We start from the raw sequence: 23,191 nt of genomic DNA, 5'->3' as shown, positions 1-23,191 counted from the left end.
GAGGGGCACTCAATGCTTCTCTTTTTTTACATTCTACTCATTTCATACTTTATAAAAAACGAAAGAAAATTAAGAAAATGAATTTTAATCTCTAAAAACGGATTGCAAAACATAAAAAAATCAGGAAATTGGGCAGTATATACATCAGTAGGCATTCTATTGGTAAATTTATGGTATTTTGATACAGAAAAAATTTTACAGAAATTTTACGTATAATTCACATAGATAATGCTTTAACTTTTCTTAATTCATGTATAATTAATAATCGGTGTAAAGAAGTTGTAAAATCAAAGTATAGTAAAGGACAAACGTATGGATGATCTTATATTAAAGTCTGGGCAGAGAACCAAGATAAAGACAGATGCAGTAAACCTTTTTTATGGCAGCTTCCAGGCTCTTAAAAATGTCACAATGGATATTCAGGAATGCGCTATTACAGCAATCATAGGTCCTTCAGGCTGCGGTAAATCTTCACTTCTGCGTCTGTTTAACCGTATGAATGACCCGATACCGGGCGTCAGGGTAGAAGGTAAAATTCTGCTTGATGATACTTCAATCTATGATAAAAGTATGGATGTTGTTGCGCTGAAAAAAAGAGTGGGCATGGTTTTCCAGAAGCCGAATCCATTTCCCATGTCAGTCTATGATAATATGGTTTTTGGCCCCAGACATCATGGGATAAAGCAAAAAGCCCGTCTTGATGAGATTGTGGAGAACTACTTAAGTCAGGTGGCTTTATGGGACGAACTGAAGGACAAACTGAAGGGACCCGCTTTTGATCTCTCCCCAGGACAGCAGCAGCGGCTTTGCATTGCCCGTGCGCTGGCTGTAGAGCCAGAAGTTTTGTTAATGGATGAGTCATGCAGTGCGCTGGATCCGGAATCCACCATGCAGGTTGAGGGATTAATGGAAGAGCTTGCTAAAAAATATACAATTCTTATCGTAACTCACAGCATGGAACAGGCAGCGAGAGTGTCTCATATGACTGCGTTTATGATGATGGACGAGGACAGAGCAGGAACCCTGGTGGAATATGCTCCTACAGAACAGATTTTTGCAAATCCCAAGGATAAACGCACCGAAGATTATATTACAGGCAGGTTTGGTTGAAAACTGGTTATTTCTATATTCAGAGAAATGGAGGAAATCAGGCATTGGAATTGAATGTTTGATTTTTGCGAAGATATGAAAAAAAGGATTAATACAAGCAAATTATTAAAAAGAATAAAAATATCTGCCTGTGCAGTGATGCTGACCCTTTCTATGGGTCTGCTGTCTGGCTGCACCCAGGAGACGGAGTCAGACACCATCGTTGCAGGATCGACTTCGGTACAGCCATATGCTGAAATTCTGGCTGAAGCATTTATGGCCAAAGATCCGGAGGCTGTGATTGATATTCAGGGAGGCGGATCCTCCGCTGGTATAACGGCAACCCAGACTCATAGTGCAGATATTGGTATGTCTTCCCGTTCTCTGGAAGAGGGTGAAAAAGACCTTTGGAGCGTGGAAATTGCCAAGGATGGTCTGGCAATCATCGTGAATCCGGAAAATCCCATAAAAAACCTTACTTCAGATCAGATCCGCGATATTTATGCAGCTGAAATTACCGACTGGAGTCAGGTGGGTGGCACAAAAGCCAAGATCAATATTATTGCAAGAGAAGAAGGATCCGGCACACGAAGTGCGTTTACAGAACTGCTGATGGGGAAGAAGGAGATAACTCCCAAATCCATTGTTCAGGACTCCAATGGCGCAGTACGCCAATTGGTTGCAGATGACCCCAATGCCATAGGATTTATATCCTTAGGACTGGTTTCTAATGAAGTAAAAGCGCTTAACTTAGACGGCGTTGAAGCCACACGGGATAACATCATGAATAACAGTTATAAACTATCCAGACAGTTTTTGTTTGTCACCGATGGTGAGCCAACAGGAATACAAAAAAGTTTTATTGATTTTACCCTTTCTTTAGAAGGGCAGAAATTACTGAGCAAAGAGGGACTTATCCCGTCAGCAGAGGGGGCATCAAAATGAAAAGTTTTAAGGAAAAATTAACGGAGCGTGCGTTTCTCTTAATCGCTCTTTCGACTTTATCGGTATTGGCGCTCATCACTGTTTTTATATTTATAAAAGGTATGCCCATTATTGCCAAGGTAGGTATCATCAACTTTGTTTTTGGGATGAAATGGGCACCCAGCCAGGGCTACTACGGTATTTTCCCCATGATCGTTGGATCAGTATCAGTTACCATAGGAGCAGCCATTGTAGGAGTACCCATCGCCATATGCTGCAGTATATTTTTGGCTGAGTTTGCTCCGGCAAAGCTTCGGAATGTATTCCGGCCTGCCATTCAGTTACTGGCTGCCATTCCTTCCGTTGTTTATGGATTCTGGGGAGTTTTATTCGTTGTGCCTGCGATCCGTAAATATCTGGGAGGACCGGGCCTTAGCATACTGGCAGGTTCCATCATTCTGGGCATTATGATTCTGCCCACCATAATAAGCATTACTGAAGTATCCCTTCTTGCACTGCCGCGCCATTATAAAGACGGGGCCCTTGCACTGGGACTGACACAATGGCAGACAATCCGATCCCTGTTACTGCCAGCAGCCAAGTCTGGTATAGTGGCCGCTGTTATTTTAGGTTTAGGAAGAGCAATTGGTGAAACAATGGCAGTAATAATGGTTCTGGGCAATGCGGTTGCACTTCCCCATTCCGTTCTTGACCCGGTCAGAACACTGACTACCAATATCGGTATTGAAATGGGATATGCATCCGGGGAACATCAGCAGGCGCTTTTTGCCACGGGTATTGTATTATTTGTTATTATCATGATTTTAAATGCCACTGCCCAGTACATTACACGAAAGAGGTGAGGTCACTATGAAAATGAATGCAAACACTTCTCAAAAGATAGCCAAGTTTACGATTTGGGCGGCAGCTCTTTTTGTTATTGCCATTCTTTTTTCCATTATTGCATATATTCTGGTAAAGGGCATCCCTATGCTCAGCTGGGAGTTTTTGACGGATATTCCCAGAGACATGGGACGTTCCGGCGGTATTTCCTCTTCCATTGTGGGAACACTGGTTGTAACTGCGGTGGCAGTGATTGTGGCAACACCATTTGGAATTGGAACAGCAATTTATCTTACAGAATACACAAGAGAGGGAAGAATTACCCGTATTATCCGTTTTAGCGCGGAATCTCTTGCGGGGATTCCTTCTATCGTATATGGACTTTTCGGATTTATCTTTTTTGTGATATACTTAAATATGGGCTGGTCAATTTTGTCAGGTGGATTAACTATGGCGATTATGATTCTGCCAACGATTATACGTACATCGGAAGAGTCCATCCGTACGGTTCCCCAGTTATACAGGGAGGTAGGCTTCTCTCTGGGATTGACGAAATTACAGACAATAACCAGGACGGTACTTCCATCAGCCCTTCCTGGTATTGTAAATGGAGTAATATTAAGTATCGGCAGATGTGTTGCTGAAACAGCAGCTGTCATTTTAACGGCTGGTTCCGCACTTCGTATGCCTGAATCACTGTTTTCACCGACCCGGACGATGGCAGTACATTTTTATATACTGGCGAGGGAGGGAATATCCATGGATAACGCTTACGGAACAGCAGCGCTACTCATTATTCTGATTCTTCTGCTTAATGTAGGATTTAATATGCTGGTCAATCGATTTATAGCGAAGGGCCGATAAGAGGTGAAAAATGACGCAGAAAGCTAAAATAGATATAAAGGGATTAAATTTCTTTTTTGAACAAAAACAGGTCATTAAAGAATTAAACTTAGAAATTCCTGAAAACCGGATTCTGGGTGTTTTCGGTCCGGCAGGCAGTGGTATTACTACACTGCTTCGCACATTAAACCGTCTCAGTGATTTAACTGCAGGAGCCCGTCAGGAGGGTGAAATTCTGTTAGACGGGAAGAATATCTTTGATACAGATGTGAATGTGACAGAACTGCGCCGCAGGGTAGGTATGGTATTTGATGTTCCAACACCTCTGCCTATGTCCATTTTTGACAATGTGGCTTTGGGACCCCGTATGGGAGGAATGAAATCCAGGACAGATCTGGAAGAAAAGGTGGAAACGTCACTTCGGATGTCGGCTTTATGGGATGATGTAAAAGACAGACTGGATACGCCTGCAGCCAGATTATCCGGCGGTCAGCAGCAGCGTCTGTGCATTGCCAGAGTTCTGGCACTTGAACCAGAGGTAATTTTACTTGACCGGCCATGTTCGGCTCTTGACCCCATATCAACAGCCAAGATCGAAGAATCTTTAGTCCAGCTGAAAGAGCAGTACACCATTGTCATTGCTCCCCACACGGTTCAGCAGGCGGGACGTATAGCAGACCGGGTAGGGTTTATGCTGATGGGTGATTTAATAGAACAAGGTTACACCCAGGAAGTTTTTTCATTCCCTAAGGATAAGAGAACTAACGACTACCTCACCGGTAGATTCGGTTAAAAAGGAGACGAAAATTTTGGTTAGAGAACATTTTACACAGAAGATGACCGAAGTGAAGCAAAAAGTATTAGCAATGGGAGCTCTCGTTGATAATATTATTGATTCGGCAGTGACTTCCATACAGACACAGGATCTTGAGCTTGCAAGGAAAGTGAATGAACAGGATGATGAAATCGATCAGTTAGAAATGGAAATTGAAAAGGAATGTATTATGCTTCTTGCCCTTCAGCAGCCTCTTGCCAAGGATTTAAGAACAATTGCATCGGTTTTAAAGATTATAACGGATCTGGAAAGAATGGGCGACAACGCAGTAAATATTGCAAAGGTCACACTTGAGATAGGAAAAGAACCAATCATTCAATCCATTATTGATATTCCAAGGATGGCAGAAATAGGAAGAAACATGCTTAAGATGAGTCTTGATGCATTTGTAAATGAGGATATTTCCCTGGCTCAGAAGGCGGCTGAGAGAGACGAAGAAGTTGACAGCCTCTATGAATCCGTGATCAATGATATCTTAAATATTATTACAGAAAAAAGGGAACTTACAAAACAGGGAACGAAACTTTTGTTCTTAGGACGTTATCTTGAGAGAATCGCAGATCATTCCACCAATATCTGTGAAAGAACCATATATATGATTACAGGTGAGTTAAAGGAAATAAATTAGAAGCGTGTGTTTGGTTTCCGTGGGGAAAGATCATTCTTTTGGTCTTTCCCTAAAAAAGCAGTTGAGTTTGGCAAATATCCCCATAAAAGGAAGGAGAATAAATGGACTTACTTGAACTATGCAGCATTTTGGAGATACAAAATGAGGTACAGGAAAAATTAATTGAGTTTGAGAAAGAGATCGATCAGAATGCTATAAAACAGGTTACAGAGCAGATGAAGCATAAGGAATCTTGGGAAAGTGGACTTCGGGATTTAAAAAACATGCTGGATCCTGATGAAGATGGATTGAAAATTTTAACCTGTCAACTCCAATGTGTGTGTGATGTTTATGATGAGTACATAAAGCTTGGAATATCTAAAAAAATTTTTATTGATACTATGAAATTTTTCACTAGATTTTTGCAGGATTATAAGGATAGAAACGGAAGCTATCGTTATATTTGGTCATGGTGGGCAGTTCGTCAGATTTCAATGGTGGAATATCGAATTGGCGTGCTTGAATATGAGATGAGAGTGGATAATGATAAGAATTTAATTGATATACATATTCCGGCAGATGCTGATATGGAAAGAAGCAGTTTAAGGGAATCCTACCTGCAAGCGAAAGAATTTTTTGAAAAATATTATCCTGAATTTTCTAGAGCTGATATGGTGTGCAGCTCATGGCTGCTTGCACCATCTTTAAAAAACGTTTTGCCTGAGAACTCCAGAATATTGAACTTTCAGAAAGCGTTTGAAATTCAGGATATGGACAAGGATAGTCTGGGATTCATGGATTGGGTATATGGAAGCAGAGATATTCCCTTAGAAGAATTGCCGGAAAATACTTCCTTACAGCGAAGGCTTAAGCCCTATTTACGTAATAATGGGAAGATTGAATGGACTACCGGAAAGCTGGTTTCTAATCCATTCATAGAGAGTTAAAAGAATGAGCAGGTTGAACCTTATTTCTGTTATAAGGTTTTGCCTGCTCATTTTATAAGTGTTTTTCAATGCTTTCCGCTTGACAAATAGTTTGTACGGCAATATACTTACTAAAAGTAGTTACTAATAGTAATTACTAATAGTAACCAAGGAGGAGCTATGAATGTAGAATTAACCAAACAATTTTTAGAGACCTGCCATGAGGCGAAAAAGGTAGTTGAGCTTTTGCTCCAGTTACCAGAAGGAATGAAACCGAAGCATATTCAGGTCATTGATACAGTGCATTGTCTTAGTATGCAAAAGGAGTTTGTAAGAGTAAGTGATGTGAGTGAAACTTTACGGGTAACGAAGCCAAGTATTACAAAGTTAATTAATGAATTAGAAAGTCTGGATATAATTGTTAAGAATTCTATTCCATTTGATAAGCGTATTATTGTTCTGAAGCTGACACCGTTAGGTGAGAGATACTATGAGATTTATGTGGATAAGTATCATAATTGGCTGGCAGAGCAGTTTGCAGATATTGATGAAGAGGATCTTTTAATAACAATACAGACCATAAGCAAAGCTTACAGGATTATGGAGTCTCATAAAAAAGAAAGCGAAAAATTTATATTATAGAATAATTAAAAAGGGACATCAAAGATGGAAATTGAATATGAGAGAAACATAGATTTAAAATTAATATTATCGATTCTGGCAACAGGTTTAATGTCATTTACAGGTGTTGTTGTTGAAACAGCTATGAACATTACCTTTCCTACATTAATGCAGGAATTTCAAATAGGAATTTCAGCTGTACAGTGGATTACTACGGGCTATTTATTAGTTTTGGCAGTTGTGATTCCGGTATCATCATTCTTAAAGAAACGGTTTAAGACAAAAAGTTTATTTTTATTTGCCAATCTTGTCTTTTTTGCAGGGACGGTACTCTGTGCGGTGGCGCCGTCGTTTCAACTATTGCTGGCAGGACGACTATTACAGGGAATCGGTACAGGAATCGCATTGCCGCTTATGTTTAATATTGTATTAGAACAATCCCCATTGGATAAGTTAGGTCTTATGATGGGAATCGCTACCGTAATTACTGCTATTGCTCCGGCAGTAGGTCCCTCATTGGGGGGAGCCATAGTTAATTCTTTTGGATGGCGGATGATATTTGTGGTTTTATTGCCAGTTTTAATTTTGTCCTTTTTTGCGGGACTGTTTTCCATCAGACAAGTGAAACCAATTGAAACGGTAAAATTTGACTTGTTTGGATATCTATTTTTAGTTTTATGCTTTGTGAGTTTCATTTTTGCTACAAGCTTAGCCGGAACTGCAGGGTGGATCAGCATACCGGTTGTTGGTTTATTTATATTGAGTGTTGTTACACTGATCATTTTTTGCAGGCATTCCATAAATATCGATGCACCAGTGATCAATCTAAAGGTATTCAATTATAAACCTTTTTCATATAGTGTTGCTGCATTCCTGTTAATTCAATTTATTTGTTTGGGCTTAGGTTTCCTGATTCCTAACTATTCACAGATTGTATCTGGTGAAAGTGCATTGATTGCTGGCTGTGTTTTATTACCTGGCTGTATTTTGGGAGCGGTCTTTACCCCTTTCAGTGGGCGCCTGTTCGATAAACTCGGAGCAAAAAAGCCAATTATTGCAGGAAATATTTTGATTATAGTATCGACTTTATGTTTCAGTATTTTTGCTGAAAACGTAACCTCACTTTACTTTGCTGTGTTCTATCTGTTTTTCGGAGCCGGACAAAGCTTCTCATCAGGAAACACAATGACAAATGGATTAAAGCAATTACCGGAAAAGTTAAATTCCGATGGTAATGCGGTGTTTACTACCTTACAGCAGCTGGCAGGTGCAATCGCAACATCCATTGTATCGACGATCGTATCGACTGCACAGGCAAAAATGCCTGATAACATAGCCGCAGCTACCGGGTCGGGCAGTCATAATGCATTTATATTACTATTTTTACTTGCGCTTTTAATTATTTTATTGTCTATCAGGAGTTTTTCATATAGAGACGGTAACAGGGAACGCTGATCCGTGGAAATAAGGCACTCTAAGTAAAAGCAGGGCGCTTACATTTTATCCTCAGGTAAAATTTCAAATAAATATAATCCTAAGATTATTATAAAATCCGTAAAAAATGTCACAATATTATAATGTGACATTTTTTTTGTAAAAACAGGCAAACTATGTAAAAAGAAATGTTATCTTTGGGAAGGATTCTTAAATAAGGAGGAACGCTTCTATTGCAGATCTTATTGGAAAAAAATATTTTTAATATAAATTCACCGTTTCTTCCGGTGGCTTTAGTAATACTGAGTTTATTAATCTGCCTGATTCTATTTATGTTATATTACCAGTTCTATCACTTTGATAAAAATGTACGTTTTCCGTCCTGTTTTCAATTAACAGAAGATAAGCCGGGACCCGGGGAATGGGAAAAACAGATGCTTGAACTGGCAGATGGTCACAGCCAGGTCCGACTCACCGGAAACAGCTTTGTTCTTAATGATTATAATCAGACCGCCTATAAAAAACTGAATGGGATCAGAGACAGTATTTCTGCCTTGTCTCCAGGTATCATTTCCCTCATTCCAGCTGCACGCTGGCTGTATGACAATTTCCAGCTGATGTACAGGGAGATGAAAAAAGTACGTACTTCCGGAACCAGCTATGCCGTGCTGCCAATTCTGAGGGCAAAAGAATACCATAACTTTCCAAGGATCTATATTGTAGCAAAAAAGATGGTTGCTCTTTCCGGCGGGCATCTAAGCGAAGAGAACATTTCAGTCATGTTAAATGCCTATCAGCAAAAGATTGCGCTTACGGATAAAGAGATCTGGGTTTTACCGGAAATGCTGGGCTTTTGCATTCTGGAAGAAATCATTGCAGTTGCGGATGAAATTCTCCATATGATTGATGTAAAATCAAAGGCAGAAAAATTTCTCACTGAAAAGCTGGAACGCAAACGGGGATCCGACGATTTATCAGCACTGCTTTGCAAAACAGAGGATAACTTAAAGCATAACTATTCATTTCATGCTCACGTGATCTATCTGATGAAAAATATGTCCTTTGATGAGGTTTCCATTCAAAAATATTTAAAATACCATTTTGCTTCAAAGGACAAACAGATGAAGACTTCTTCTGTATACCAGGAAGAAGGAAGAATACAATCCTTTCTTGAAACAAATATAAGGACCTTAATCGTCAGCTTACGAGATATCAATGAAGTTGATGAGGAAAAGTTTTTTGAAACCTATTCTGCTCTGGAACAGATTTTATCCCAGGATCCGGCAGGTGTTTATTCAAAAATGGATCTGGAGTCAAGAGGAATGTACCGCGGGATAATCGTTAAATTATCTCTCCGTTACCGGCTTCTGGAAGAAAAGATTGCAAAAGACTGTCTGGAGCTGGCTGTTCGGGGGCAGGAGGGTCTCCATTGTTCTCATCACGTGGGGGCCTATCTCCTGGGGAAAGGGTATCCCCTTTTAAAAGCAAAGGCATTGGGAAAACCAATTCCGCGAAAGATCAGGAAAAAATGGAATGCAGTAGGGTTTCTTTATTTCTTATGCCTGATTCTTCTGTTTTTGGGACTGGAAGCCTGTTTGCTGTATCTGTTCAGTAATATTAGCGGTATCCGGTCTGCCGGAAGGTCTCTGATTATCGCTTTGACGGCTATGCCACTGTTAATGGGCATCTCCATGGAAATTATTAATTTTATATTCACCAGAAGAATAACGGTGAGAAAGATACCTGCTCTTGATTATCTGGAAGAAATTCCGGAAGATGCAAGAACCTTTGTAGTCATGCCGGTTATTGTATCCTCAAAGGAGCAGGGAATTCAATATATGGAACGTCTGCAGAAGCATTATCTTGCAAACCGGCAGCCAAATCTTTTTTTTGCGTTACTCCTTGATTTTGAAGACTCTAAGGATCAGTCCTTGCCAAAGGATGACACAATCCGAAGTGCCCTTGTGGAGCGAATGAAAGAGTTAAATGAGCTCTACCCGTCAAAGGACCAGCGCTTTTCCCTGTTTTTCCGGTGCCGTAAATGGAATCAGGCAGAGAACTGCTATATGGGCTGGGAGCGAAAACGAGGAAAACTGGAAGAGTTTAATAACCTTTTAGACGGGGCTGGAAAAGACAGTACCACATTTACAGACGTTTATTGTGATGAAAATCTACTCACCACCTTTCAATATGTGATTACACTGGATGCAGATACCAATCTGATTCGTGACAATGCGGCAAAACTGGTGGGTTTGATTGATCATCCGTTAAACAGACCGGTTCTTGACTCGTCAGGTAGGAAGGTAGAGGAAGGCTATGTCATCATTCAGCCCTCCGTCAGAAACCATATTGCGGATAAGAATGCCAGCTGGTTTACAAAAATATTCGGCGGAGAAACCGGACTTGCTCATTACGGAACTGTGATATCAGATATCTATCAGGATATCTTCAACCAGGGAATCTATATCGGGAAAGGGATCTATGACAGAAAAGCCTTCCGTACGGTACTTCATAACAAGGTACCGGAGAACAGGATTCTCAGCCATGACCTTTTTGAAAGCTGTTATGCTAGAACAGCTTTTTCCAGTACAGCCAGGATTATGGATAATTTTCCAAACAGCGTTTTATCATTTACAAAAAGAGAACACCGATGGCTGAGGGGAGACTGGCAGCTGGTGCCTTGGCTGTTTATTAGTAAAACCGCGGATGGCAGAAGCTTAAGCCCTCTATCCAGGTGGAAAATTTTTGACAACTTAAGAAGAAGTCTGGTTCCCTTTAGTAAAACCTTGTTTATACTTCTGAACTTTTTGTGGCTGCCAGAAGCCTATTATCTTTGGCTGCCCCTTGTTTTCTTCAATGATCTGTTTAATCTGATCATTTTATTATTGGCTGTGATCACTCAAAAGCTCATCCGGCCAAAGCTTGCGTTTGTGTATAAAGGATTTTTAAAAGAACTGTCTGTGATGTTTGTCAGAGCATTTCTTGAATTTACAATTATGCCTTACCGCGCTTATGTGGCGCTGGATGCAATTGTCAGAACCCTGTACCGGTTGATGATCAGTAAGAAAAATCTGCTCCGCTGGAATACGGCTGAATCCGTGGATGCCTCCGTGATCAATACCAGAAAAGGATATTTTCTTACAATGTGGAGTTCTCTTCTCCCGGCATTTTGCCTTTTATTACTTTTGTTATCTGGCAATCTGTCCCTGGCAGGAATATGTCTGGCAGCAATTGTCATGGCAGACTGGTTTCTGGCTTTTGAAACTGCTTATCGGATCAGCCAGCAAAAAATCATACACCATCAAAAAGATCAGGCGGAGAATCAGGAACTTCTCATGGATACTGCACGCAGAACCTGGCAGTTTTTTAAGGATTTTTCCACAAAGGAGACCAACTGGCTCTGTCCGGATAACTATAAAGCCTCAAAAGCTGAAAGAATCAGTGATAAAACATCTCCCACCAATATCGGGCTTCAGTTTCTGTCAATTCTTTCAGCCATGGATCTTGGATTTGAGACGTTAAACTCCACAGTGGGAGCAATCGAAAACCTGATGGAGACAGTGCAGAAAATGGAGAAATGGAAGGGACACCTCTATAACTGGTATCACATTGAAACCTTGGAGGTGCTTAACCCTGCCTATATATCAACGGTAGACAGCGGTAATTTCTGGGGGCATATGATCGCACTGAAAAATGGTCTGTTAGAGCAGCTTGACAAGCCGGTAAGCCCGGATGAAATGCTGACAGCCAGAATCAGAACCCTATGCAGTAAAATAGACAACATGTTGGCAGATGTTGATTTTCGATTTTTATTTGATAAAAAGAGAATGCTGTTTCATATCGGATATCATGTATCCTCCCATACGTTAGACGATGGCTGCTACGACCTGATGGCATCAGAATCATCACTTACAAGTCTGCTTGCCGTGGCCATGGGAGAAGTACCATTAAAACACTGGTATAAACTGGGAAGGCCGTTAACCGTAGTAAAGGGTATTCCATGTTTCGTATCCTGGAGCGGTACCATGTTTGAGTATCTGATGCCCAATCTTGTACTGAAGGAATATGAAGGCTCAGTCTATGAACAGACCTCTAAAGCAGCAGTGCTCCAGCAGATGAAGTATGCAAAAGAAGCAGACATCCCATGGGGAATATCAGAATCCCAATATTACCGTTTTGATTTAAATGCCAATTACCAGTATAAGGCATTTGGAGTTCCAAAGATAAGGCTTCAGCCAGTCCGTAAGGATTCTCTGGTAGTGGCACCATATGCGACAATACTGGCACTAAATACAGCGGAAAAGGAATGTATCAGCAATTTAAAGAGGCTGAAAGAATTAGGTGCTTACGGTAAATATGGTTTCTATGAATCCATTGATTTTGATGTGCCCAGTTCCGTGGATTTAAAACCTTATTGCATTGTGAAATCCTATATGGCACATCATCAGGGGATGAATCTGGCCGCAATTAATAATTACCTGAACGAAGGAATTCTGAAAGAACGGTTTCACGCGGAAATGATGATAAAGGCAACGGAAGTTTTGCTGGAAGAAAAACGCCAGTCATATTTGATCTCCATTGCTAAACAGGGGTATACCATAAAAATCGGAAAACCACTTTTTACAGAAGATCGTTACAATAACCGGTATATCAATCGTACAGGTTTAACCACACCCATTGTAAATTATTTATCAAATGGGAAGTATTCTCTGATGATTACCTCAGACGGGGATGGGTTCAGTCAATATGAGGACCGCATGCTTTACCGCTGGAGATCCGATGTCTATGCAAATACAGGGAACTATATCTATATCAAGGACAAGAAGCAGGGAAAATACTGGAGTGCTGCCTATCACCCCACCCGGATGGAGCCGGAAGAGTATCATGTGATTTTCAGCCCCCACCAGGCGGAATTTAAACGAAAGGACGGGGACATTTCCACTCATATGATAGTCAGCCTGAATGCAGATCGCAATTTTGAGATTCGCAAGGTCATACTGACCAATCATGGAAATGAGGAAAAGCAGCTGGAGGTGACCAGTTATATGGAAGTAGTAGACGATACTCATATGGCAGAAATCAGCCATCCGGCGTTTAATAAACTCTTTCTTGAAAGCGAGTATGTAAAAGAACAGAATATCTTCCTGGCGAAAAGACGTCAAAAGAATGAGTCCGACAATCCATACGTCATGCATATGGTAAAAACCGATGAAAAACGGTGCAAAAAGGTTGAATTTGAAAATGACAGAAAACGATTTATCGGCAGAAACAATACGCTGGAAAATCCGGATTGTGTGGTAAACAGCATTGCCTTTTTTAATGATCCTGGTTTTTGCAACGATCCCATTATGAGCATTCGGGTACAGATATGTATCGGTGCAGGTGAATCAGCCAGTTTGACTTTTATTACCGGTGTATGCAGCGGGAGAGAAGAGGCAGTAAAAATTGCGGAGGAATTAAATGTAAGTTACCGGATTGATGATCTTCTGGAGAAGTTCCGGCTACAAAGCAATCTGGAGTTAAAGTACCTTGAGATTACCAAAACACAGCTTAACTCCTTTCAGGATATGATCAGTCCCATATTTTATCCTTGCGGTATTTTCCGGGGACCTCATGAGAATATCCGGAGAAATTTTAAGAATCAGAGTTTCTTGTGGAAATTCGGTATTTCCGGAGATAATCCCATTCTGCTTTTTGTCGTCCGGTCCATTGAAGAAGAGCGAATAATCAAGGATGTATTAAAGGCTTACGAATATTTAAGAGTAAATCTTGTAATGGTAGATCTGGTTATCCTGGTGGATTCCAAATATGGTTATCTTCAGGAGGTGGATCAATTAATCAATGATCTGACCAGTTCTCTGCGTATCTATGATTCCGGAAGCGGTAAGACCAGCTTCTTTACCCTGCATACGTATGAGCTTCTGCCGGCAGAGATTGATTTGCTGTATACGGTTGCACGGGTGGTGTTTTCGGAGAAAACAGGTATTTATTTTACAAAACGGAAAGAAAATCAATTGGAGCTGCTGGAGGAATATTAGGACTTATGGAGAATTATGAGTTTTTTAATGGCTTTGGAGGATTTGTCTGTGATGGCAGAGAATATGAAATTCTGCTGGACGGAAATAACAGGCCGCCGGCACCCTGGATTAATGTGATTTCAAACAAGGACTTTGGTTTCCAGATATCAGAGTCGGGGGCAGGCTTTACCTGGAGCATTAACAGCCGGGAGAATAAGCTTACCCCCTGGTCCGAACGACCCGGTCAGTGACAGGGCGGGGGAGGCAATCTATATTCTGGATGAAATAACCGGAGAGGTAATGACACCCATGTCTCTGGGCAGATCTGACAAAGGCATATACCGGGTAAGGCATGGGTTTGGATACAGCCGGTTCCTTCATGAGGAATCAATGCTTGAGCAGGAGCTGACTGTGTTTTGCCCTCTCCATGAATCATTAAAACTATGGAACTTAACCCTTAAGAATCAGTCAGATAAAGTGAAGTATCTAAGCCTGACCTATTATGTGGAATGGGTGCTGGGAACCCAGAGAGAGCAGACCGATCCCTATATTCTCACTTCCTATGATAATGAACATGAATATTTGTACGCAAAAAATATTTACACCATGAACTTTCAAAACAACTATGCCTACCTGTTTTCCAATGAGACAATTGTGGGTTACACCGGAGACAGACAGGAGTTTCTGGGACAAAAAGGCAGTATCAGAGAACCCAGAGGGGCGGAAGTCAAGCTCACCTGCAATACAGGAGTGTGCTATGACTCCTGCGGCGCAATACAGGTATCCATAGCAATTCAGCCTCAGGAAAGTAAAACGGTGGTATTTGGACTGGGACAGAGCAGCAGCTTAAATGAGATCAATCAGATCAGAAACAGATTCAGAGATGTGACTGCGTCAGAAAAAGAACTGGAAGAGGTCACAGCCCACTGGGACAAATTATTAGGAACCATTCAGGTAAAAACAAAGGACCGGGCAGTTGATATTCTGGTTAATGGCTGGCTTCTCTATCAGACATTATCCTGCCGGATTCAGGCAAGAGCCGGATTTTATCAATGCGGGGGAGCTTATGGCTACCGGGATCAGCTTCAGGATACTCTTTCTCTGCTTTTTACCGATCCGGGTATTTTGCGCAGTCAGATACTCACTGCCTGCAGCAGACAGTTTGAGGAAGGAGATGTCCAGCATTGGTGGCATCCTCCCATGGGAATCGGGGTGAGGACACGAATCTCCGATGATTTGCTCTGGCTGCCTTATTGTACCGCTGCCTATATTCAAAACACTGGAGATTATTCAATTTTAAAGGAATCAGTGCCTTACATTAAAGGTCCGGTACTAAAGGAGGGACAACATGATGTAATGTTTACTCCTGAAGTATCCCAGCAATCAGGAAGCGTTTATGAACATTGCAAAAAAACCATTGACCGAACATTTTTCGGAGAGCATGGACTTCCTCTTATGGGCGGAGGCGACTGGAATGACGGTATGAATGAGGTGGGAATACAGGGGAAGGGTGAAAGTGTATGGCTTGCCTGGTTTTTGTATACCGTATTAGGGGATTTCATTCCTTTATGCAAACAGGAAGGGGAAGAGGCATACGGACAGGAACTGGAACAGAAACGGGAAACTCTGCTGCAAAGCATCGAAGAACATGCCTGGGATGGGGAATGGTATCTGCGGGCCTTTTATGACGATGGTTCCAAGCTTGGATCAAAGGAAAATGATGAATGCAGAATTGATTCCATCAGCCAGTCCTGGAGCGTAATCTCAAAAGGAGCCCGCAAAGACCGTGCCAGCACCGCAATGCAGTCAGCATGGCGTTATCTGGTACGGGAGGAGGATGCCCTTTCCTTACTTCTTGCACCTCCTTTTCATAAAACAAATAAAAATCCTGGCTATATCAAAAATTATATTCCAGGCATCCGGGAAAATGGAGGCCAGTATACTCATGCAGCGGTGTGGCTTGCGATTGCAACAGCTATGGAGCACGATTATGACATGGCACAGACCCTGTTCACCATTCTTAACCCCATTTATATTACACAAAAAAAGAAAGAGGTTCTTCGTTACGAAAAAGAACCTTACGTGATGACAGCTGATATATCATTAAGCCCCCCTTATACTGGAAGGGGCGGGTGGAGCTGGTATACCGGTTCCGCAGGCTGGATGTATCAGGGGCTGTTAAACTGGTTTCTGGGAATACGCAAAGAAGGGAATGAACTGGTGATTGATCCGGCAACGCCTGCAGATTTTGGGGATTTTACCATTGAATATAAGTATGGCAGTTCTTATTATGAGATCAGGGTTGAGAGCAGAAGTAAGGGGAAAATGACAACGGAATCCATTATTTTAGACCATAAGCCGATTCAGGGGAACAGAATTATACTGGAAGATGATGGAGAAAAGCATCATATTATGGTATGATTAGAAAGGCAGTTAATAGAAAGAAAGGCAAATTTTATGTCAGACAAAGAATATGGGAAAGAGCAGTTTCTTAAAATAGACGATCACCTGCTCCATGATAACTGTCCATCCGAATATCTGGAACAAATCAGCGGGGAGCCGTGGTTTTCTGAGTATCCTTTTTCCATGCTGTTAAAACTAAAGGATACACCTCAGTCAAAACGTTACCATCCGGAAGGCAGTGTCTGGGCTCATACGATGATGGTGGTAGATGAGGCGGCAAAGCGGAAACGGGAGAGTCAATCGGAACGAACCCTGATGTGGGCAGCGCTGCTTCATGATATTGGCAAACCGGGGACCACAAAAATAAAGAAAGAAAAAATCACCTCCTATAATCATGATTTTGAGGGAGAACAGCTGACAGAAGATTTTTTATCCTGTTTTACCGGTGATGTTTCCTGGATTAAGTCCGTGGCTAAACTGGTCAGGTATCATATGCACATTTTGTATATTACGGAGAAACTTCCATTTGGAGATGCCGGCAGAATGAAACAGGAGACGGATGTCAATGAAGTTGCCCTGCTGGGGCTTTGTGACCGCATTGGCAGGGGAAATAGTGATCCGGATTATGAAAAGGAAATAGTAAGTAAATTTCAGAAAATGATGTTGAGATAAAAGCTATTATATAAGGAGCAAGCCATGATACAAAAGAGCAGATTAGATTCAGAAGAAATTATGAGGAAAGAAATAGAAATAATGAATGGGTTTGGCAGCCGGGCAACCGGCTCAAAAGGTCATCAGGAGTTTATTACATGGTTAAAGCAGCAGCTGGAAGAGATGGGGCTTCCGATTGATAGCGACACCTATACGTTTGAGCGATGGGAAGAAAAGAGAAGTGCTTTAAAAGTAAACCAGGAAGATATTCCTGTATCCTCAGCCTATCCATATTCTGGAGAAACAGATGAAAATGGAATAACAGCAGAACTGATTCATGTAAAAAGCGGTGATTACAGCAAGGCAAAAGGTAAAATTGCGGTTGTGGAAATTAAAATGATTAAAAAACTTCCTCTTGGTCTGATTATGAACAAACGGAAGGCATTTCCGGACGGCACCAGGATTGCCTCAGGTGACGGTGATCTGGTACTTACCTCTGTGTTAAGAAATCCCGGTTTAAAGAAGGCAAAGGAGAAGGGAGCTAAAGCGGTTATATTAATCTGGAAGGGAGTGGCAGATGAAAAGGTGAAAGATCAGTATCTGCCATTTACCGATGAATATATGGGAATTCCGGCCGTTTGGGTGAATGAGACGGAGGGGAAAAAGGTAATTGCGGCTGCGAAAAGACAGGAACAGGGAACTGTGATATTAGAAGCAGACAAACAGGTCAATGCTCCAACCGAAAGCTTTCATGTAATACTGGAAGGGAAAAATAAAGATGAGACCATTCTCATTAATACACATACGGACGGAATTAATGTGGTGGAGGAGAATGGTGCAATTGGTATGCTTTCCATGATCCGGTATCTTAAAAACAAACAGCTGAATCGTACCATGGTATTTTCGTTTGTTACCGGACATTTTCGTTTACCGGTATTTAAAGGAACCTCACAGGCCACCTCAACCTGGTTAATGGGTCACCGGGAACTATGGGATGGGAAAAACGGTAATAAAAAAGCCGTTGCAGGAATTACGGTAGAACATCTGGGCAGCATGGAGTGGAAAGAGAATGAGGAGGGACAATATAAGGCAACTGGAAACATCCAGACAGAGTACACATATGTGGGAAATGCCCGGCTGGGAAAGATCTGGGAAAAGGCGGTCAAAGACAGAAGATTAACCCGTACTGTCACACTCAGAGGCCACAACAAGTTTGAATTTGGGGAAAGCCAGCCTCTGTTTGAAGCAGGAATTCCGGTCATTGGACTGATCCAGATGCCGGATTATCTGATGGCGAACAGCAAGGACAGAGAGATAGACAAGTTTAACGTCAGCTTAATGAGGGAACAGGTAAAATCACTGTTAAAAGCAACAATCATGGTGGATAAAACGCCGAATAAACAACTTGGAAAATCTGACGGGTATTCATTTTTTTATGGAAGAACATGGTGAAAGGTATCGTAGTGATGAAGTAAAGATTTGATCTGAAACTGGGGGAGTTGGGTATGATTGAAATCAATAAAAATTATCGTTCATTTGACGCACTGAAGCTGGCATTGGCAGCTTCTCCTGTCTGTATGGTTACAGATATACTCTTGTCTGTTACCCAATCCATTATGCAGACGGGGGCTCTGGCTCTGGTCACAGCTGATTTTGTGGACACGGCATCTGCTATATTAAAGGGCGTCCGTCCACGTAATGATATTTATCTGCCATTGGTACTGCTGTTAGTGACGCTAGGGGTGACTACCATCATTGGTGCGCTGATCCAGCTTGCCAGCTCTCGTATCCGTTTAAATCTTAAACGCAGACTGATCCCGTCTGTGGTTAAGATTTATGCAGCATTGGACTACAGGCACATAGAAAATAATACCAGTTGGGAGTTGATCTCACGGGTATCCAGAGACCCGGTTAATTCCATTATGGAAGGTGTGGAGGCGTATATTCAGTCTTTGAAGATTATCATATCCCTGGCTTCCGTTCTGATATTGATTGTAACCCGGGTGTGGTGGGCAGCAATAATTATCTTAATTTTCTCAGCTCCCATGTTCTGGCTGTCGGTGCGAGCAGGGAGAAAGGTCTACCAGGCTGGGCGTGAAGCTGAGAAATTCAACCGGCGAACGGAGTATCTGGGAGAAGTGCTGACGGGGCGGGATAATGTGGACGAGCGTACTCTGTTCGGCTATAGCGATGAGATCAATGGTAAATGGCAGAATCAGTATGAAGCCGGGCGGAAATTACAGCTCAGGGTGACGGCCAGAATGTTCCTTTTTATTAAGGGGTCCAGTCTGCTTCTGGTTCTGATTTCTCTGTTGGTGGCATTGACACTGATCGGACCTGTGTTAACTGGTCAGATGACAGCGGGTTGGTTTATGGGTATCGTAAGCGCAGTATTTGGAATGATTCAGAAACTTGGCTTCCAGATGTCCCGCTCCCTTGAAAGCATATCACGTGTCGGGGAGTATATGAAGGATTTAACTGCATTTGCGGCAATGAGTCAGACGAAAGACTCATTAACTGAGCCGGATGCCGTACCTATGGAATTTAAATCACTGGAATTTCGCAATGTCTGCTTTCGATATCCGGGAAGTGAACGGCTGGTATTGGATGGAATGTCTTTTAAGATGGAGGCAGGGCGTCATTATGCCTTTGTTGGTAAAAATGGTGCAGGCAAAACAACAATTACCAAGTTGTTAACAGGTTTGTTCCCACAATACCAGGGTGAGATACTGATCAATGGGAAGGAACTAAGGGAATATTCTGCCAGTGCGGTCAAGGCTTTGTTTTCTGTGGTATATCAGGATTTTGCCAGGTATTATATACGATTGAAGGATAACATAGCTCTTGGGGATTTACATAGAAAAGGGAATGAGATGGAGGCAGCGCATCTGGCTGGGTTAGATGAAACGGTGAACAGTCTGAACCATGGACTGGATACGCCGCTGGGGAAAATTATGGCAGGCGGACAGGATCTTTCCGGCGGTCAGTGGCAGAGAGTGGCCATTGCCCGTTCACTGAACAGCCGTGCTCCCGTTAAAATCCTGGATGAACCCACCTCTGCGCTTGATCCCATCAGCGAGAGTCTGTTATACAGAGATTTTGAGAGACTAATGCTGGGCAAGACTACAGTATTTGTCAGTCACCGTCTTGGTTCTACGAAGCTGGCCGACGAAATACTGGTCATTGGCAGCGGGAGGATTATAGAGCGAGGAACCCATGATGAGCTGATGGCAGCAAACGGGACGTATGCAGGGATGTTTGAGGCTCAGAGGGGGTGGTATCTATGAACACAGAAAAGAAGAATGATACGTTTTTTCAAGTCATTACCCGTATTATACCAATGCAGTTTCAGGCAGCACCATTTAATTGTATCCTTGAAAATATACTGGCTGTCATACACGGGCTGTCATTTTCCCTGACAGTTGTGGCAACCCAGCATCTTTTTGATACGATTTCCAAAGCATCTGCCAGCGAAGGGGGCTTTTCGGATTGTATGGTTTCTCTGTTCTTATTAACTGGAGCAACGTTCGGGCAGCAGCTTTTAAACGGGATTCATAACTTTCACGGTACCGGCATTCTATTTCCTAAATCATCAGGAAAACTGACTTTTTTGCTTCACAGGAAATTAAAAGATATCGATCCTGCCCAATTTGAAAACACAGATTTTTTAGATGATCTGAATAAAGCAAGGGAGGGAATCCAGGCGATTCCTTTATGCTGCATGGTTTTGTTTTTGTGTGTCTCTTTTTATGGAGTGTATTTCCTGTCAATCGGAACCTATCTGTTTACATTAAAGCCCATGTTGTTAATTACACTTCTGTTAGCTTTTATACCTGCGATAATGGCACAGACCATAAATATCCGGGTGTTCACAAGGCTGGAAGAACAGAGCGCACCATTGCGCAGGGAGCATGAATATTACCAGAAGGCAATCTGTGACAGAGAGTATTTTAAAGAAACCCGTATACTGGGAGCATTTTCATTTTTCAATCAGCTCTTTACAGACACATTGGAGCTGCTTACCAGTAAGATATGGAGGGCAGAGCGGAAAATTGCACTGCTGCAGCTGGTATTAAATATAACCACATTTGCAGGCATGGGAACATCGGCTTATCTGCTCTTTACTGCAACCATGAATGGGGAAATTACGGTTGGTATGTTTGCCGCTGTGTTTGCGGCTCTGGGGCAGATATTCGATATTATGAATGAAATAGTAAGCAAACACATAGGCAGTATGAACAGGGATATCGGCAAGATTAACAACTTCCTGCATTTGCTTGACATGCCGGATCGCACCGGTTCTTTAAGCACACCGGATTTTACCAAAGGAGTGGCAGCTTACGGAATCAGTTATACCTATCCAGGAAGGGAGAATCCGGCGGTGAAAAACATATCACTGAACCTGGCAGAGGGGGAGACCATTGCCATTGTGGGGGAAAACGGCGCGGGGAAGAGTACCCTTGTACGTTTGCTGACCGGGATTTACCGCCCGTTGGAAGGCAGGGTTATCATCGGCGGCCTTGATACCGCAAACATTGCTCCTTCCTCTTTATATAAGGGAATGTCTGGCGTATTTCAGAAATATCAGCGGTACAAAATGACACTAATAGAGAATGTTACAATCAGTGACAGTCTGGCCAACGCCGGTTTGGATCAGGCGGAATCGGCCCTTCGTGAATCGGGTTTTGAAAAGGGCGGTATCCGGATGGAGGATATGCTTTCACCAGAGTTTGGCGGCATTGATCTATCAGGTGGACAATGGCAGAGGATTGCCATTGCCAGAGGGTTATACCGGGTGAATGACTTTATTGTACTGGATGAACCCACCTCCGCCATTGATCCAATTGAGGAGACCAGAATTTACAAACAATTTCAACGGCTGGCAGAAGGTAAATGCGCTGTCGTGGTGACCCACCGTCTCGGTTCTGCAAAGCTGGCTGACCGCGTCGTAGTGCTGGAGTCTGGAGAGATTGTAGACATGGGGACACATGACGAGCTGCTTTCCCGCCCAGGCAAATACGCAGATATGTGGGCGGCGCAGGCACAGTGGTATGAAAGGGAAGAAAAACAGGAGATACAATTATGAAAGTAAACGTATATCAATTAAATTCATTTGCCAAAACAAATGGAGGTGGTAATCCGGCTGGTGTTGTAATTGATGCAGATTTATTAACGGAAAAAGAGATGAGAAAAGTAGCTGCCGTACTGGGATTTAGTGAAACTGCGTTTATATTACCTTCCAGCGTGGCAGATTTCAGAGTAAGATTTTTTACACCAAAGGATGAAGTTGATTTATGCGGTCATGCAACAATCGCAGCTTTTCATACCATGGGACAATTGGGATTGTTAAATCCAGGCATGTATAAGCAGGAGACAAATGCTGGTATTCTCGGTATTGAAATAAAGGAAGATAATTCTGTTATGATGAATCAGACGATTCCGGTATTTTCAGATATAATAGAAAAAAAGGAGCTTGCTGATTCGCTGAATATTTCGGTTACTCAAATGCCGGAAGATTTGCCAGCTCAGATAGTATCAACAGGACTTCGGGATATTATGATTCCTGTAAAAAGTATGGAAATACTCAATGGAATGAAACCTGACATGGAAAAGATAAAAGCGATCAGCCAGAAACATCATGTAGTGGGGTATCATGTGTTTACGCTGGAATCCTTATATGGTGCAAATGCCAACTGCAGAAATTTCGCTCCATTGTATGATATCCCGGAAGAAGCAGCGACAGGGACTTCCAATGGTGCACTTGCCTGCTATCTTTATAACTACAAAAAAACGGGTAGCGGACAGAAAACGGACCTGGTATTCGAACAGGGGTATTCCATGAACCGGCCCTCTGAAATCCTGGTATCGCTGTCAGTAAAAGAAGATGCAATCTATGAGGTCAAGGTCGGAGGCAATGCGAAGAATCTGGTTTTAACTGAGGTGGATATATAGTGATCAGATTGTAAAACCAGGTTTCATATAGTAAAATCTATATCAA

At 42.2% G+C, this 23,191-nt stretch carries 17 protein-coding genes; all 17 read left to right on the top strand.

The annotated features are described in order from the left end of the window. Nucleotides 1-312: 312 nt before the first annotated feature. Nucleotides 313-1,110 carry a phosphate ABC transporter ATP-binding protein PstB gene (pstB, locus tag ACOAOT_RS13165; RefSeq protein WP_420217398.1) on the top strand — a complete coding sequence of 266 codons (798 nt, stop codon included), beginning with the start codon at nt 313-315 and terminating at the stop codon, nt 1,108-1,110. A gap of 75 nt (nt 1,111-1,185) precedes the next feature. Further along, a complete protein-coding gene (locus ACOAOT_RS13160; RefSeq protein ID WP_420217397.1) occupies nt 1,186-2,034 on the top strand; it encodes a phosphate ABC transporter substrate-binding protein in 849 nt (282 codons plus the stop codon). Beyond that, nucleotides 2,031-2,876: a phosphate ABC transporter permease subunit PstC gene (gene pstC / locus ACOAOT_RS13155; protein ID WP_420217396.1), complete on the top strand. Its 846-nt coding sequence runs from the start codon at nt 2,031-2,033 to the stop codon at nt 2,874-2,876. The genes ACOAOT_RS13160 and pstC overlap by 4 nt, the downstream gene beginning before the upstream one ends. A gap of 7 nt (nt 2,877-2,883) precedes the next feature. Further along, a complete protein-coding gene (pstA, locus tag ACOAOT_RS13150) occupies nt 2,884-3,720 on the top strand; it encodes a phosphate ABC transporter permease PstA (protein WP_170822053.1) in 837 nt (278 codons plus the stop codon). A gap of 10 nt (nt 3,721-3,730) precedes the next feature. Continuing rightward, nucleotides 3,731-4,492, top strand: coding sequence for a phosphate ABC transporter ATP-binding protein PstB (gene pstB / locus ACOAOT_RS13145; RefSeq protein WP_420217395.1), 762 nt, complete (start codon nt 3,731-3,733; stop codon nt 4,490-4,492). Between the two features lie 16 nt (nt 4,493-4,508). Then, nucleotides 4,509-5,162 carry a phosphate signaling complex protein PhoU gene (phoU, locus tag ACOAOT_RS13140; RefSeq protein WP_420217394.1) on the top strand — a complete coding sequence of 218 codons (654 nt, stop codon included), beginning with the start codon at nt 4,509-4,511 and terminating at the stop codon, nt 5,160-5,162. 101 nt (nt 5,163-5,263) lie between these two features. Beyond that, nucleotides 5,264-6,088, top strand: a complete 825-nt coding sequence (locus ACOAOT_RS13135) for an acyltransferase domain-containing protein (protein ID WP_420217393.1) — start codon at nt 5,264-5,266, stop codon at nt 6,086-6,088. A gap of 159 nt (nt 6,089-6,247) precedes the next feature. Then, nucleotides 6,248-6,709 (top strand): MarR family winged helix-turn-helix transcriptional regulator, encoded by a 462-nt coding sequence (locus tag ACOAOT_RS13130; protein ID WP_420217392.1) that lies wholly within the window; start codon nt 6,248-6,250, stop codon nt 6,707-6,709. 24 nt (nt 6,710-6,733) lie between these two features. After that, nucleotides 6,734-8,143, top strand: coding sequence for an MDR family MFS transporter (locus ACOAOT_RS13125; RefSeq protein ID WP_420217391.1), 1,410 nt, complete (start codon nt 6,734-6,736; stop codon nt 8,141-8,143). A 212-nt stretch (nt 8,144-8,355) separates the two neighbouring features. Beyond that, nucleotides 8,356-14,160 carry a glucoamylase family protein gene (locus tag ACOAOT_RS13120; RefSeq protein ID WP_420217390.1) on the top strand — a complete coding sequence of 1,935 codons (5,805 nt, stop codon included), beginning with the start codon at nt 8,356-8,358 and terminating at the stop codon, nt 14,158-14,160. Between the two features lie 5 nt (nt 14,161-14,165). Beyond that, a complete protein-coding gene (locus tag ACOAOT_RS13115; RefSeq protein WP_420217389.1) occupies nt 14,166-14,390 on the top strand; it encodes a hypothetical protein in 225 nt (74 codons plus the stop codon). A gap of 49 nt (nt 14,391-14,439) precedes the next feature. Further along, nucleotides 14,440-16,560, top strand: coding sequence for a glycoside hydrolase family 94 protein (locus tag ACOAOT_RS13110; protein ID WP_420217388.1), 2,121 nt, complete (start codon nt 14,440-14,442; stop codon nt 16,558-16,560). A gap of 36 nt (nt 16,561-16,596) precedes the next feature. Continuing rightward, nucleotides 16,597-17,214: an HD domain-containing protein gene (locus tag ACOAOT_RS13105; RefSeq protein ID WP_420217387.1), complete on the top strand. Its 618-nt coding sequence runs from the start codon at nt 16,597-16,599 to the stop codon at nt 17,212-17,214. A gap of 24 nt (nt 17,215-17,238) precedes the next feature. Next, on the top strand, nt 17,239-18,645 hold the full coding sequence (locus tag ACOAOT_RS13100; RefSeq protein ID WP_420217386.1) for a zinc-binding metallopeptidase family protein: 1,407 nt from the start codon (nt 17,239-17,241) through the stop codon (nt 18,643-18,645). A 53-nt stretch (nt 18,646-18,698) separates the two neighbouring features. Continuing rightward, entirely contained in the window at nt 18,699-20,480 is a 1,782-nt protein-coding gene (locus ACOAOT_RS13095) for an ABC transporter ATP-binding protein (RefSeq protein WP_420217385.1), read from the top strand. After that, a complete protein-coding gene (locus tag ACOAOT_RS13090; RefSeq protein WP_420217384.1) occupies nt 20,477-22,279 on the top strand; it encodes an ABC transporter ATP-binding protein in 1,803 nt (600 codons plus the stop codon). Before ACOAOT_RS13095 ends, ACOAOT_RS13090 begins: the two co-directional genes overlap by 4 nt. Further along, a complete protein-coding gene (locus tag ACOAOT_RS13085; protein WP_420217383.1) occupies nt 22,276-23,145 on the top strand; it encodes a PhzF family phenazine biosynthesis protein in 870 nt (289 codons plus the stop codon). The genes ACOAOT_RS13090 and ACOAOT_RS13085 overlap by 4 nt, the downstream gene beginning before the upstream one ends. Nucleotides 23,146-23,191 lie beyond the last annotated feature (46 nt).

It is taken from the genome of Lacrimispora struthionigena, from assembly GCF_048627165.1.
Taxonomy (GTDB): domain Bacteria; phylum Bacillota; class Clostridia; order Lachnospirales; family Lachnospiraceae; genus Lacrimispora.
This window is presented reverse-complemented; position numbering and strand designations above follow the sequence as displayed.